Here is a 14554-nt window from a genome sequence, read left to right as displayed (position 1 = left end):
CGCCGCCTATGGATATCCGCGCCTTGGTTCGGACTTCATGAACAACCGCCATGAGTTCAGTAACGGACCTTCCCTCACCTGACCGCTTTGCGCCCAAGCGAAATTCCGCGAAACGGCTCGACCCGCTCGATTGCCCACCGATTCCTTCAACCCCGCCAGGATTGCACGCCCTGCATACCCGTGCTCGTCCGCCAGGCGCATTTCATTCCATCCGTATCGAAGGGCTTGGCGATGGCGCCCTCGCGATCGACGGCGATCAGGCCGCCGTCGCCCCCCAGCCGCGCGACAGACTCCAACACCTGAGCGCCCGCGTCGGCCAGTTGCGCACCGCCGTAACGCATGCGGGCAGACAGGTCGTGGGCAGCGGCGGCACGAATGAACGCTTCGCCCAGGCCGGTGCAGGATACCGCCACGCGATCATCGGCCCATGTGCCCGCGCCGATCAGGGGTGTATCGCCCACCCGGCCGGGCCGCTTGCCATAGATTCCGCCGGTCGAGGTCGCGGCGGCCAATCGGCCCTTCTGATCCAGCGCGACCGCACCGACAGTGCCGTGACCCTCGTCAAGGTCCGCAGGATCGAAACCGTCCGGTCGCGTCAGCCATGTCGCGAGATCGCTGACCGGTTCGCAGCCCTGTTCCCTTGCGAACCGCTCGGCCCCGGCTCCGGTCAGCATCACATGGGGAGACGCATCCATAATCCGTCGCGCCACAACGACCGGGCTGGCAAAACCACGGATCGCCGATACCGCGCCGGCGCGTCCGTCCGACCCATCCATGATCGAGGCATCCAGTTCGACATCGCCGAGCGCATTGGGAGCGGACCCCCGGCCGGCGACGAACAGGCCGGAGGCCTCCAGCGCCTCGACCATCGCCTGGACCACGTCGAGCGCCGGAGCACCAGCGGCGAGATCACCGGCCCCCCGCTCGACAATCCCGGACATACAGGCTTCCGCCCGGAGATAGGAGCGGCCGGCCTGAACTCCCGCACCGCCATGGATAACCAGCGACCAGGGTGCGCTCACGGCCGGACATCCTCCACTGTGACGATCACCGGCATGATCGACAGCCGCAGGTCACGCAGTGTCAGGCCCGGACCGGGCCCGGAGCCAAGCCTACGCATCGCCGAGGTGCGGTCCGTTGTCTCAAAGCGAAAACGGACAGCCGCACCCGCGTCACCGAGGCTGACCCTGTCAAGGACGGTTAGATTGGTCTCAATCAGGCCCATATCCAGCAGATCGATCAGCGGCCGGGCCGGATAGGCGGGGCCGACCCCGGCGCCGTCGCCGGGAGTAGGAACCGGGTCGTCCATGGGATCGCCCTGACGACCGGCGGCAGAGATGACGTCACCGCTGGCCAGGTCGATCCGGTCGCCGGATGACGCGACGGACAGGCGCAGGCCTGTGACCGCAAAGTCGGGGTCTGCAGGTTGAGACGCCTCGACGTCGTCGATCATCGTCACGGTGCCGGCACCCCTGACGGTTGCGGTACGGGTGGCCGTCTCGACGACCAGCGCCGTGTTCTCATCGATACCGTAGCCGAACCGGTCCACCGGACTTTCGATCACGGCCCGGGACAATCGACCGAGCCGCGCCTGTCGGTCGAAATGCTGATCGACGATCCCGTCGGTGAAGAAGCCCGCACCCTGGCCCAGGATCAGCCGGCCGTCTTCCATGTCCGCGTCGGCGCCGGGGGATTTCATCGGCCGGGTCAGAGCGATCAGGCCGTCGCCGCGCAGGATCATGGTGGCGCTCTGGATTGCGGCTCCGGCGCTGGAGCCACCGATGACGGCGCCCTCCGCCAGGCGGCGACGCAGAGCGACCAGAAGCGGCGTCGGCAATCCCGCCGTATCAAACAGCACCCGTGCGGTCCTTGCCTGATCGCCACCCGTGAACCAGATCCCGCCCGCCCCCTCAGCGATCGCGACCGCCGCTGGATCAGCGCCTCCATCGGCCCAGAGACTCTCGTCCTCGGACGTGGCCGGATCATCAATAACGGCGGCCCGAACGAGGACGACGCGGTCAGGGGAAACGCCGTGGAGCGCCAGCGCCGCGCGGGCCGACTCAAAAGACGCGACAGGCTCACCCGATGCCGCCGCGACGATGGCGATACGGTCGGTCGCCGGATCAGGCAGCCCGTCCAGAAAGGCCCCCCAGATCTCGGCGTTCCTCGCGTCGAGCGCACCGCCGACAATCACCAGACGCCCAGGCTCGGCGATCGCGGGGGCCGCGACAAGCAGCCCGACAAGCCCTCCGAGGACGGCATTGAGGAAATGCCCTCGGCGCGTCATCAGCGATATCCCGTCAGCGTTGCGACAACGACGAAGGCCACAGCCAGACCCAGCAGCGCCAAAGTCGGCTTCCAGATGAACCTGAGCCAGGTCGCCCAGTCGATGCGCGCCGCCGCCAAGGATCCCATGAGCGCCGCCGAAGCAGGGCAGACAATGTTGGTCAGGCCATCCCCGAGTTGAAACGCCAGGACTGACGTCTGCCGTGTGACACCGGTCAGGTCGGCAAGCGGGGCCATCAAGGGCATTGTCAGCGCCGCCTGTCCCGAACCAGACGCGATGAACAGATTCAGCACGCTCTGCAGGCCCAGCATGCTGAGCGCGGCGCCCCAGTCCGGCAGATGCGATGCCCAGCTTCCGACCAGGTCCAGCAGGGTGTTCAGTACGCTCGGTCGGGTCGGGTCGTCTCCTCCCAGAAGCAGGACTATACCCTTGGCGATGGCCACGACGATCACTGCCGGCGCCATCTGCACGGCCCCCTCGCGGAACGCGCCGGCCAGGCCATTGGCATCGACATCGGGAAGTCGAAACGCCAGGGCCAGAACTCCAGCCGCCAGACCGAGTGCGAGGAACTGACCAGCGATCTCGGCCAGGTAATAGCCCTCGGCGACGACGCCCCACGCGATCCAGGCGATCGTTGCTGCAAGCAGGATGAGGATCGCGATGTCACCGGTCCCCAACCTGCGGACTTCGATCACGGTTTCGGCGGAACGCGCCCGGACCGCCTCGTCAATCCGATAGGTCAGCGACCTTTGGGGCCGGGCCTTTATCTGCCGGGCGTAGCGCCAGGTCGCCAGCGCTGCCAGCCCGGTGAAGGCCGCAAACATGGCAAGCCTGAGCGCCATGCCCGACAGGATCGGGACGCCGGCAATCCCTTGCGCGATGACCAGACCGAAGGGGTTCATCCAGGAGGTGGCGAACCCGACCTGGGTGGCGACATAGGTCACGAGCACGGCCGTAAGGCTGTCGTAGCCAGCCCGGATCAAGGCCGGCGACAGGATCAGCACAAAGACGATCGCCTCCTCGCCCATCCCGAAGACGGCGCCACCCAGTGCAAAGATTGCGAACAACACCGGGATCAACCAACCGCCCCCCGCTCCTCCCCAGGTCATCAGGATTCGCAGGCCACGTTCGACCGCCCCCGTCCGCATGACCACACCGAAGGAGCCGCCGACGATCAGCAAGAAGGCCATCAGCCCAACGGTCGCGGCGTTGCGGTCGCCGCTCACCAGACCTTCGAAAAGGAAGTTCAGAAACCCGACCTCTCCTCCCGACCCGAAGAACGGCGCCCCGCCCCCCTCCGATGCCGGAACGATGTGGAACGAGGTTGGATCGATCGCAGGACGCCCGCCCGCGCCGACGACGCCCGCAAGCTCGAATACGCCCTTGGGCGCCAGCCAACTGGCCGCGAATGCCAGGATTGCGACGGCAAGAAGGATCAGGAGGGTGTCGGGGCCCTGCGCCTTGGCCTGCACGGCCGTGTCGGAATGGGGAACTGTCATAGTGGTACAGGGTCAGGGCCGGCGGGACGGCGATCAGCCGCCCCGCCCACGCCTTAGAACCGCCGGGTCGCCCTGACGGTGACGAAGCGACCGAGGGTGTCGTGGTTGATGTGATCCACATTCGCCCCGCTGCCCAGGACACGCGGCGCGTCCTCGTCGAAGAGGTTCCGGATGTTCAGCTGGACATAGGTGCTTTCACCAAAATCGCGGCTCAGGCTGATGTCGACCGTGGTCCATGCGTCGACATTCACGATGGCCGTGGTCGGAAGGCCGACCGCGGTCAAGGTGCGGGGGTCGGGATCGTCGCGGTAGTCGGAAGTGTAGTTGACCTGTCCGGTGGCGCGCCAGTCGCCGTTCCGCCAGCGCAGTTTGGCCGTCGCGACCAGTTGTGGGTACTGATACTCGCCCGCCTCGTCGATGACGGAAGAACCGACCGAGGCCTGACGGTCGAAGGCGATCAGATAGCTGGCGTCGACCAGGGCGGTAAAGTCGCCCCAGGCCGTATCGTCGATATGCTGAGTGTAGGTGAAGTCCAGGCCGCGCGTATGCTGGAAGCCCAGGTTCGACAGCTGGAAATGAGCATCCGTGACAAATCCGGTCGCCGAGCGCTCCAGGCCCGGCGTACCGGTCGGCAGAAGGCCCTGACCGACCACCGGGAACTCGCCGGCGAGGGCTCGCCGAATGAAGTCGTCGCGGTCCAGACCGACCAGGCTTTCGTGACGGATGTCCCAGTAGTCCAGGCCGATCGCGATGTCTTCGGTCGGCTTGACCAACCCGCCGAAACCATAGGTCTCGGCATTTTCGGCCTCCAGATCGGGATTGCCGACGTCTTCCGACAGCAGCGCCTGACCCGTGGCGGTCGCCGAGCCATTGCAGGCTCCGGGCGTGATGCGACAGTTGACGCGGTAGCTGGACAAAAGCACGCCTGCACCGCTTTGCGCCAGAGAAGGCGCCCGGAACGACGTCGACCAGTTGCCACGCAGGATCAGCGGTCCGACCGGTTGCCAGCGCACCGCCACCTTCGGATTGAAGTCCGATCCGAAGTCATCGTACTCGTCGAACCGCCCTGCCAGTTGGACCTCCAGGGTGTTGGTCAGTGGCACATAGAGCTCGCCGAACACCGCCCATTGATCGCGCTCGCCAAAGGCCGAAGTGGAGCTGAAGCCCAGGATCGGCTCGGGATTGGTGGACGTGGCGACCGCTTCGCCCGAGGGCGTATCGGAGAGTTCTTCATGCCGGTACTCGGCTCCGAAGGCGGCCTTGATGGTGCGACCGTTCAAGGTGAACAGATCGCCGTCGCCTGACACGTCGAGGGCCCACAGACGCGACTCGCCCTCGCGTTTCGCCGTCGTCTCCAGAATGCTTGCGAGACCCGCCGCCTGGTTCCGCTGACCGCCAAAGGGGTTGTACCAGAGCGTCGTCTTGCCCGCGGCCTCGCAGGTGTTGCCGACATAGCGGGCCGAGGGGCGCGTCAGATCCACGGTCCAGCGCCGAACACGGCTGCCGTCAGTACAGATGTTACCGAGATTGGCGTCATAGAAGGCGGCGGATCGGACCAGGCCGGACGTGCCGGTCTGTGTCCGGTCGTTGCCGCCGAGCGTCAGCGCCCCCTCGACCGTCCAGCCGTTCTCGAACTGATGGTTCAGACCCGAAACGAAGCGCAGGCTCTGGCTCTCGACCTCGACGGCGCGAGGATCCAGCAGCTTGCCCCAGGCGAAGATTGGAAAGCGGTTGAAGCCGGAGAAGTTCGAGAAGCCCGCCTCCCTGCGCAGATCCTCGCGGAAACTGGCCGGGAAGTTCGGGTTCTCAGGGTCGATCGGCGCCCGCGAAAAGTTGGACGGCGAGCTCGTTCCGCTGGAATCGGTTTCCTGGTAAAGAAGCTCGTTGAACCATTCGGTGTTGTTCCCAAGCCGGGCCTTGTGGGTAAACAGGGCACCCCGGCTTTCGAATTGCTCGTCGGTGGCTGTGAAGTCGTTGGTGTCGACTTGACAGTACTCGCCGAGATTGCCGGTCCGGAAATCGGATGCCGGACAACCGCCATTCGCAGGCGACTCGGTCTGGTCGTTGAACATCGCGAACAGGTCGTTGAAGCTGGGATAGAAGCCCTGCTGGCTGGGCCGGAAACTGTCGGCCGTATAGGCGCGGTCGCGATCGTAGAGTGCGTTCCGACGATACCAGTTCGCCACAACCATAAAGGAATGGTTGCCAACCGTCGTCCCGGCTACGGCGCTGACATCCAGCCGTCCTTCGTCGGTGCCGGCGGTCGAGTCGCCATAGGACACCGATACCTCGGCACCCTGATAATCGTCCTTGAGAATGTAGTTGACCACACCCGCGACGGCGTCGGCGCCGTAAAGCGCGGAGGCGCCGTTCGGCAGCACATCCACCCGCTCGATGGCCGCCAGCGGTATGGAGTTGGCGTCGATGAAGGATTCCTGGCCTCGCGCGAACGAAGCGATGGAGGCCCGGCGACTGTTGATCAGCGTCAAGGTCGCGCTGGTCCCCAACCCACGCAGCGAGACACCGGCTGCCCCGACCGGCGTGTTGGACGAGAGCGGACCCGAGGTCGAGGTCGAGAAGGTCCCTGACCCGCCCGAGGTGGCGGGCAGATCACGCAGGACGTCGATGATCTGGGTCGCGCCGGATTCGCGGATGTCCTGGGCCGTGATGGTGCGGGCCTGGACCGGTCCGTCAGTTGGAAGGCCGCGGATGCGGGAGCCCGTCACGGTGACGGTATCCAGTTGAGACGTGTCGGGTTGGTCTGAGGCCCCGCTCACCGAAATCGCATAGGCTCCCGATGTGGTTTGCGACCATCCAAGGCCGCTGCCCTCGAGGATGGCGTCCAGGGCCTGACCCTGGGACGTTGCGCCCGAGACGCCGCCGCTGCGAAGGCCGGACGTGGTCTGGCTGGAGAACAGGACATCCCGGCCGGTGACGAGTGCAAAGCGACGGAGTGCATCGTCGAGGGCGCCCGCCGGCACCGTGATCGGCCGCGCGGTTTCCTGAGCCCTGGCAGGTTCGGCGTGCCCTGCGGTCGTGAACAGTGTGGCCGAAGCGACGCCCAACATAAGGGCGAGCTTCAGGCCGTGCGTATTGGATTGAATCATTGGTCATCCCCCGGAAAGATCGCGCGCCCCAGGCGCTCTCACCCTGTTCGACGCAAGGTGAAGCCTGGCGCTCACCCCCTGCCCGAAGAAAATGTGACGGGCCGATGGCGAATTCATCTCGGACCAGCGGTTCAGCCTTTAGGACGGCGTTCCAGCCTGACCATTTCTCCATCACGCGCCGCGACCCGGGCCGGCAGGACCATGACAACGGCCTGGGCGAAGGCATCGGGCTCATCGGTCCGGAACACGCCACTGATCGGCATGGCAGCCAGAACCGGATCGTCCACCACGATCACGCGCGCGTTGTAGCGATTGATCTCCGCCACCGCCTCGCCGAGGGGGCGGTCATCCAGCACCAGACGGTGATCCCGCCAGGCTCCTGTAACTTCGAGATCTGCCGTCTCAACGTCCAGACCCGTGCCGTCGGCAGAAGCCTCGGCCATCTGACCGGGGGCCAGAACCGTGACAGGCTGCCCCGTCTCGGCCACGGGTCGAAGGCGACGGCGATCGGCCGGGAAGAGCCCCACGGACCCGGTTTCCAGGACAACCCTGAAGTTGCCATCCGTGCGACGAACGTCGAAAACAGTTCCCAGTGCCCGAACTTCACGATCGTCCGAGAAGACACGGAAGGGCCTGGACGCGTCGTGGGCCACCTCGAACCGGGCCTCGCCGTGGTCGAGCCACAACACCCGTTCGCTCTCCTCCATCCGCACCCGGAGCCGTGAGCCGACGTTCAGCGTGATCACCGATCCGTCCTTCAACTCCACGCGCCGCATCTCTCCCACGCGTGTCTCATAGACAGCCGGGCGGTCCAGCAGGGTCGGGGTGATGAAAGCGGCGAATACGCTGGCGGCCAACGCCACGATGATCGCGATGGTGCTGCGCCGCCCGAGAACCTGTGCCGGGCGACTGCTGCGTAGCACGGCCCTTGACTTGGGATTTCCGGCCGCCGCCGACAGCATCGCGGTCAGGTCCGCCATCCGCTCATAGTCGGCGCGCCCTTCAGGGTGCTCCAGCGACCACCGCTCGAATGCAGCGACATCATCCGGCGTGTGCTGGTCCGACAAGAGCCGTGCCAACCAGCCCGCAGCATCGCGCGGCGTTTCTGCGATTTCGGGCGTCGTGATCAGCCGAAGACGGTCGCGCATCGTCATCGCTCCCCCATGCGGCGATGCAGGTGGGCGATCGCCTTCATCATCTGTTTCTCGATCGCGCTCACGGTCACTCCATAGCGGGCCGCCAACTGGCTGTAGCTCAGTCCGTCCATTCGACTGAGCATCAGTATCTCCCTGCGACGCGCCGGCATTTCATCCAGGACGACACGCAGGCGTTCCAGTTGCTGCCTGTCGGACAAGACGCGCTCTGGCGAGGGTTCCTCACCGGCGATCGAAAGATCGTCTACGCTTTGGTGCCGCGACAGTTGTCTAACACCGTCACGACGGGCGCGATCCGTAACAACCGTGCTGGCCACTCGAAACAGATAGGCTTCAGGGTTTTCGATGCGGGCGTGATCTTCAAGGCCAAGCATGCGCGCGAAGACTTCCTGGGCGCCATCCTCGGCAGCATCGGCGGTATATCCGCGACGCCTGAAGAACCGCACAAGTGGAGCGAAATGCTGCGCTGCGAGCCCGGCGAGGGGCTGCGTGTGGTTCTTTCCAATACGGTGGGTCCGGTCCCCGTCCATGGGTGCTCAGTATCACCATCAGTCCCAGCGCCCTAGGTGTTCAGTCCCGGCATCTGGTCGATCGGGTTGATCGATGAACCGTTGTGGTTCTGACGACCAGATTTGGGCGATGGACTCCCAGGGCGTGAGGCCGCTTCGCGCCCAAGCGCCCTTCCGCGAATTGGCGCCGCGAGTGCGCTTGCGGCGCGGTCGTGCCAGCACCCTCTGGCTAGCTGACCCAGCCGGGAAGAGGCGCACCCAGCGAAACCCACCCTGCCGTAGCACACCCGAGGAGAATTCCCGAAATCAGCCGCCAGAAGGGCGCGAACTGAGGATCCTGCGTCTCCGCCGACACCTTCTTCCAGCCCGTGAACATCGGTCCGATCAGATTGTCCCGCTTCACGAGAAGATAGAATGTGACCGCAGCAAGATGCAGGCCCACGAGCCACAAGAGGGCGTCAAAGACAACGCCATGCCAGTCCCGCGCAGCCTCTGCGACACCGTAGGAGACGTGCCGCGCCAGCGGACCCGCCTCCAGACCGTCCACATCCTGAGCGAACAGGCCCAGTATGATCTGGGCGAGAAGCAAACCCAGCAGGGCGACGACACTCAGGGCGCCCAACGGACTGTGACCCGCGCCCGATACAGCCTTGCTGGCGAACAGGGCGCGGACATAGGCTGCCACGGTCCCGGGTCCTTTCAGGAAACCGGCGAACCGCGCCGGCGAACTCCCCGCGAACCCCCAGTAAAGGCGGAACACGATGAGTCCGAGCATCCCGTAGCCAAGCCACCTGTGCAGGGACATCTGGTCGTTTTCAGATGTCCACCAGAGCGCCGGCAGCAGGATCACAAAGGACCAGTGAGCAATCCGGACCGGCCAATCCCACAGCTTGATCCGCCGTGACCCCGGTCGCCCGTCGCCCTGCCCGCTTCCCGCGACCTCCATTGTCACTTCTTGGCGCGGAACACGGTATGGCAAGACTTGCAGGTCTGGCCGAGCGCTTGAGACGCCGCCCTGATCTGGGCGGCGTCTCCGGCAGACGCCGCCGCTTCAAGTGCGTCGGCGGCCCTCGCGAAATCTGCGGCCCGAAGGGCGAACTCCTCGTTGCGTTCCCAGATGGCCGGGAGCGCCTCTGTTTCTTCGCCCGCTACCGCGCCCGATCCGGCCGGGAACCAGCTCGGGACCTGGGGCGCGAGGCGGGCGATGATCGCCGCATTGGTCCGAACGATCTCGGCCGATGGGGCGGGCTCCTTGAGCTGGTCACCGATCGCCTTGTTCGCCGCGCCAATCCGCTTGAACTCAGCCTGGCGGGCGGCGACCGGTGACGGCGCGGCAACGTCAGTGCCCGCGGCCGCCTTGTCGCTCTCGGGCGCTTGCTGGGAACAGGCCGCGAGGCCGATCACCAGTGCCAGACTGGCCACAACGTCAGGAAGTTTCTTTGAGAGAGTCACCGTGGTCTCCGTTTTTGGTCCGCTGAATTGCGGAGGGGATAGCCTCAGAAGGTCTTGCGAAGGCGCATGAAGAAGAAGGGATCGAACGTGGCGCTGCGGCTCTCGATGGCGCTGACGTCGGCTTTGTCGCGAGGCCCGGTAAAGAGGGTGCGGGTACGGGTCCGCTCGCGCGAGGTGAAGTTGTCGATCTGGAAGCGAAAGGCCAGATCCGGCCTCGCGCGCCACTCCCAGTAGACTTTCCACCACCCGCTCTGGTCCAGGCGTTGCACCTGCCGAAGCCGATAGGAGGTCTCGCTGTAGGGCAGATCCCCTTCGAGGAAGAAGCTTGAGTTCCAGGCCGGCACGTCCCGCGACAGCAGGAACGTCCCTTCAAAGGGCCGTTCTCGCGAAATGCGGCGATCCTCGCCCGTGACGGGATCGGTGACTGACGACCACCGCCGGGTCCCATTGAACCGGAGCAGGCCACCCGAAAGGCCCAACCTCTCCAGTGGTACGGTCAGGCTGACCGTGACGGCGTCCCGGGTACCGTCGCCGATGTTGCCCGGCGCATCGAAAAGGCGGTTGATCGGGATCAGGTCGACAACGTCGCCGACTTCATCATGACGCAGCGTCAGGACCAGAGCGCCCCGATCCCAGAACCGCTGTTCGATCGTGAACTCGACGACGTCCGCCACTTCAGGCTCAAGATCAGGGTTGCCTGCGCTGACGACGCCCTCGCTGACATCCGAGGACGCTGCAAAATCCTCGAAGTTCAACTGACCGACCTCGCGCTCCAGTCTGAACCTGAGCTGGGTGTCTGGCCTCACCTGCCAACTCGCAAGCAAGCGGGGCTTGAAGAAGGAAAGCGACTTTTCCTGCTCGGCATCGCCGGTCAGCGATATCGTTGAGGTCTCGAAGCGGCCGGAAAGTTCGAGATCAAAGCCATCTCGCGGAGACCAGCTGGCCAGCGCAGCCCCCTCGGCGCGGCTTTCCTCGATCAGGACGTTGGCGACCGGCAGGACGACGGGCAAGCCGCCTGAGGTACGGGCGGACTCAACATCAAGACTGTTGAAGGCTCCCTCTGCGGTGAGCTCCAGCCTGAACGTGTCCGAGGGCTCAAAGACCGCCGTGGCACGTCCGATAGTTTCGCTTGCGACGGCGACCTCATTGTTGTTCTCGGGGGCCCGTCGGCCAGAAACACCCGACACTTCGACATCCCGTTCATAGGTCTGGACCAGAAGAACTTCAGACAGCCAGAGGTCGCTCAATCGGCGCTGGTAGGCTGCGCTGATTTCGCCCCCGTCGCTCTCGAAATCGCTTTCCGCGACCTCCCGGATCGGCCCGGCAGTCGTGCTGATGGTCTCGTAGCTCTCATTGCGCTCAGTCTTTCCCAGAGACAGGGCTGCATTGACGCGAAGCGTTCCGGGCCCACGGGTCAACTCGCCCGAGAGGCTGCCTTCGATCTCGTGGTTCCAGTTGTCCGCAAGGAAATCGCCGTCCTCGAAGATTTCGCCGCCGGGTCGGCGCAGACTGAAGGGGCCTTCGCCTCCGTCGGACTGGATGCGTTCCTCGCGTGTCGACAACGCGCCCTGCAACGAGAAATCATCCCAGTTCCGCCCCGCCTCGAAACGGACCTGGGTCCCGACGCTGGCGTCTGGATAGACCTTGGCAGAAGCCTGCATCGCGGCGGTGGAGTAGGCGCCGCCAATGCGGATCACATTCACGACGACGGCCTGGCCCTGCATGTCGATGCCGGGGGCTCCGCCGCGGATCAGGTCAATACGCTCAACTGTGTCCGCCGGGATCCGCTGCAGGAAGTTCCTCAGGCTGACCGATTTGGCCGCAGGAAGCTGGCCATCGATCAGAACATTCCCTGTGGCTCCAGACAGACCACGGACATCCTCTTCCGTCTCGATCATGGTGAAGCCGGGCACACGGGCGATCATGTCCAGGGCGGTGGTGGGGCTGGCGTTCGCAAAGAAGCCGGCCTCGTAACTCATCACCCCCGATACGCCTTCTGCCGTCGCCGGGGGCGACGAAGCCTGTTCGCTGTGGGCAAGGACAGACTCGGGCACGGCAAGCATGATCACCGCCAGAACGGGCATGGGCCATCGTGCCGGTCCAGACGGTCGCGTCGAAGGCATGATCGTGGACGTCATCAACATCTCGTCTTCGTCTTGTGCGCGCCTCTGGAGAGCCGGGTGCGCCTCACGGAGCAATGGCCGCCGGTGACTCATCGCGAGGAGCCCTTGCCTCTGCAGGCCCGGCCGCAGCAGGACGGCGGTGAGGGCGTTGCAGGGTGCGGAGCTGGCCGCGCCTTGCCCGGCCTGTCCCGCCGAACCCGGGTTGGCTGCGGATCAATCGTGAGGTCCGCCGCTCTCCTATGGTGGCTTCCGTCAGACATCAGGGCCCGAAACAGGTGAGGATGTGCGGGCAGTAGTAGGTCGGAGTGCGTCCGCTGATCGGATTTCGATACGCGAACCACATGGGCTTCACATCGGGGAACCGCGCATTCCCGCCCCGACGATAGGAGAACAGCGACCAGGGGATGTCAGCCGGTCTGGTGATGTCGCTGTTGTAATACCGGCTCTCCTCGCCCTCATCATTACCGCGTCCCAGGTCACGATGCGGCGGGGTTGCCGGCAGATCGAGGCCACGACGCGCCCATCCGTCTTCATAGCTGGTCGATCCGATGTAGGTCTGGTCGATCACGCCGCCGACCTCGTATTTCCAGACGCCGTCCTCGAGCACGAGCGTCTCGTTCGGATACATGCCGCCGTTGAATGCGCCCGCTCGCACGTCGTTCGCGAAATACAGGAACAGTCGCGTCCGCAGAGTGGCGCGGCGGCCGTCGGGCGTGACCTGGATGACCGGCTGGATGCGTTTGTGCGGGCGGACATTGTCGCGAGGGTTGGTCGCCGAGGGCGGGGCGCGATGCGACTCCGTCATGGCATTGTAGACGTTGTTCCGGCCGACATGGAAACCGCTGCCCTGCGGACGTGTCCCGTCTTCTGCCATGATCGCCGAGAACTCGTCCCACAGCCAGTCGTCGAGATAATCGCCGAAGGCCCCGGACAGGTTTTCGATCGCATCATAGGCCTTGGCCACATTCAGCTTGCGGCGTGCTTCGGCAATTCGCGGTGCCTGCGCACCGTCCCGGGCCGGGATTGCCAGGGCGGCCGGCGCGGGTAACAGGCGGTCGGCACCGACCCCCGAGAAGCCTCCCGGATAGCCGACGTCCCTGCCATTGACGGGGTTCCTGAGGAAGACCGGCATGACCGCACTGACCTGCGGAGACTGATCAGCGCCGGAAGCCCGGTCCGGGGCAAGAGGACCCGACGGGGCCGTGTCCACGACCTGGCTGAGATGCCAGCCTTGATAATAGTCGGCCTTTACGTCCGGGAAGAGTCGCATTTCCCGGATGCGCCATTTGCCGTCGGCACCTTTCACATACCGGTTCACGAAGGTGGACACGGACCAGAAGGCCCGGCCCAGTTCGGGCGTCACCATACCGAGCTGTGTGCCCCGGACACGGGCCTCGTAGCCGTTGGGATCGACCTCAACGACCGTGTGGAGCTGGATGTTGTCGTTGATCTGCCCGCGCTGAAGGCCCTGCAGGCCATCCCTTTCGAGGCCGCGACGGATGCTTGCCGACCCGACATAGATCCCGACGCCCGCGATCTCCATCGCGCCATCTGCGGCGAACAGGTCCGTTACATCATCCCACATCTTCTGATCGACGTAATAGCCGTACATGTTCTGCAGGCTGCGGATCTCATCTTCCGCATTCATGGTGTCGATCTGTGCCTCGATCTGCTCCAGCGAGAGGCCGCGCAAGGTCCGATCAGCGTCGCCAGGCTCGGTGGGAACAGGGCGTCCGACCTGCAGGGGCGAGAAGTGGTAGGGCACCAACGGCAGTTCCGGATGGGCTGCGAAGAAGCCGTCGTAATAGGATCCTTCGAGCTGGTGATAATCGCGGACGCGCGAGATCTTCCAGACGCCGTTCTCGCGAACATAGTCGTTGACCTGCATCCCGCCGGACCAGTCCGCCGCCGGATTGCGGCCGTTCCAGCGCCCCCGCATCGTCAGTTCGGTCCAACGACCGGAGGCGCCCCGGCCGTCGTAATTGAGCGTGACGGTTGGTGACATGAACATCTGGTGGAACAGTTGCTGGGGTCCCAGACCGTTCTGCCCGCCGAGCCTTTCGGTCCAGTAGCGACGGATAGCGTCATGCCCCTGGATCGTTCGGCCTTCGTAGACCTGCTCGATGACCGCGCTGTCCGAATACAGCGTCATGATTTCGTCGATCAGGCCGTATTGGGCATACTGGGTCAGGGAATACTGCAGGTCCTTGACCTGCCGTATCGACCGGGCGCGTTCCACATCGCGCGCCAGCATCTCCACAGGATCGTCCTGTCGCGGCGCACTCATGCGCTGGGCGAACGCCGGCGCGGGGACCGCCAGTTGCCCGGCAAGCATGAGGACTCCGGCGAGCATAATGCCAAGAGGCATGAAATCTTTGATAGTCGCCTTCATAAGAAATCCTATCAGTACTGGACGACCGGTC

10 protein-coding genes are annotated in these 14554 nt (G+C 65.0%); all 10 read right to left on the bottom strand.

Annotated elements, in window-relative coordinates; all coding sequences use genetic code 11:
• Window positions 1-146: 146 nt before the first annotated feature.
• The 10 genes from Q0044_RS14855 to Q0044_RS14810 all read right to left on the bottom strand — a co-directional run bounded on the left by Q0044_RS14855 (window position 147) and on the right by Q0044_RS14810 (window position 14499).
• Window positions 147-1022, bottom strand: coding sequence for an isoaspartyl peptidase/L-asparaginase family protein (locus Q0044_RS14855; protein ID WP_298163241.1), 876 nt, complete (start codon window positions 1020-1022; stop codon window positions 147-149).
• Window positions 1019-2287: a cyanophycinase gene (locus tag Q0044_RS14850; protein ID WP_298163240.1), complete on the bottom strand. Its 1269-nt coding sequence runs from the start codon at window positions 2285-2287 to the stop codon at window positions 1019-1021. Before Q0044_RS14850 ends, Q0044_RS14855 begins: the two co-directional genes overlap by 4 nt.
• Window positions 2287-3759, bottom strand: coding sequence for a putative basic amino acid antiporter YfcC (gene yfcC / locus Q0044_RS14845; RefSeq protein ID WP_298163239.1), 1473 nt, complete (start codon window positions 3757-3759; stop codon window positions 2287-2289). The genes Q0044_RS14850 and yfcC overlap by 1 nt, the downstream gene beginning before the upstream one ends.
• 80 nt (window positions 3760-3839) lie before the next feature.
• The gene (locus Q0044_RS14840; protein ID WP_298163238.1) at window positions 3840-6893 is read right to left on the bottom strand and encodes a TonB-dependent receptor; all 3054 of its coding nucleotides are present in this window, start codon (window positions 6891-6893) and stop codon (window positions 3840-3842) included.
• Between the two features lie 131 nt (window positions 6894-7024).
• On the bottom strand, window positions 7025-8041 hold the full coding sequence (locus tag Q0044_RS14835) for a FecR family protein (protein ID WP_298163237.1): 1017 nt from the start codon (window positions 8039-8041) through the stop codon (window positions 7025-7027).
• A gap of 2 nt (window positions 8042-8043) precedes the next feature.
• Window positions 8044-8577: an RNA polymerase sigma factor gene (locus Q0044_RS14830; RefSeq protein WP_298163236.1), complete on the bottom strand. Its 534-nt coding sequence runs from the start codon at window positions 8575-8577 to the stop codon at window positions 8044-8046.
• Window positions 8578-8785: 208 nt separating this feature from the next.
• A complete protein-coding gene (locus Q0044_RS14825) occupies window positions 8786-9502 on the bottom strand; it encodes a cytochrome b/b6 domain-containing protein (RefSeq protein ID WP_298163235.1) in 717 nt (238 codons plus the stop codon).
• A gap of 2 nt (window positions 9503-9504) precedes the next feature.
• The gene (locus tag Q0044_RS14820; protein WP_298163234.1) at window positions 9505-10008 is read right to left on the bottom strand and encodes a c-type cytochrome; all 504 of its coding nucleotides are present in this window, start codon (window positions 10006-10008) and stop codon (window positions 9505-9507) included.
• 44 nt (window positions 10009-10052) lie between these two features.
• A complete protein-coding gene (locus Q0044_RS14815; protein ID WP_298163233.1) occupies window positions 10053-12092 on the bottom strand; it encodes a TonB-dependent receptor plug domain-containing protein in 2040 nt (679 codons plus the stop codon).
• A 298-nt stretch (window positions 12093-12390) separates the two neighbouring features.
• Complete coding sequence (locus Q0044_RS14810; protein WP_298163232.1) at window positions 12391-14499, bottom strand: nuclear transport factor 2 family protein; 2109 nt, start codon at window positions 14497-14499, stop codon at window positions 12391-12393.
• Window positions 14500-14554: the final 55 nt, after the last annotated feature.

This window comes from Brevundimonas sp., from assembly GCF_027484365.1.
GTDB lineage: Bacteria > Pseudomonadota > Alphaproteobacteria > Caulobacterales > Caulobacteraceae > Brevundimonas.
This window is presented reverse-complemented; position numbering and strand designations above follow the sequence as displayed.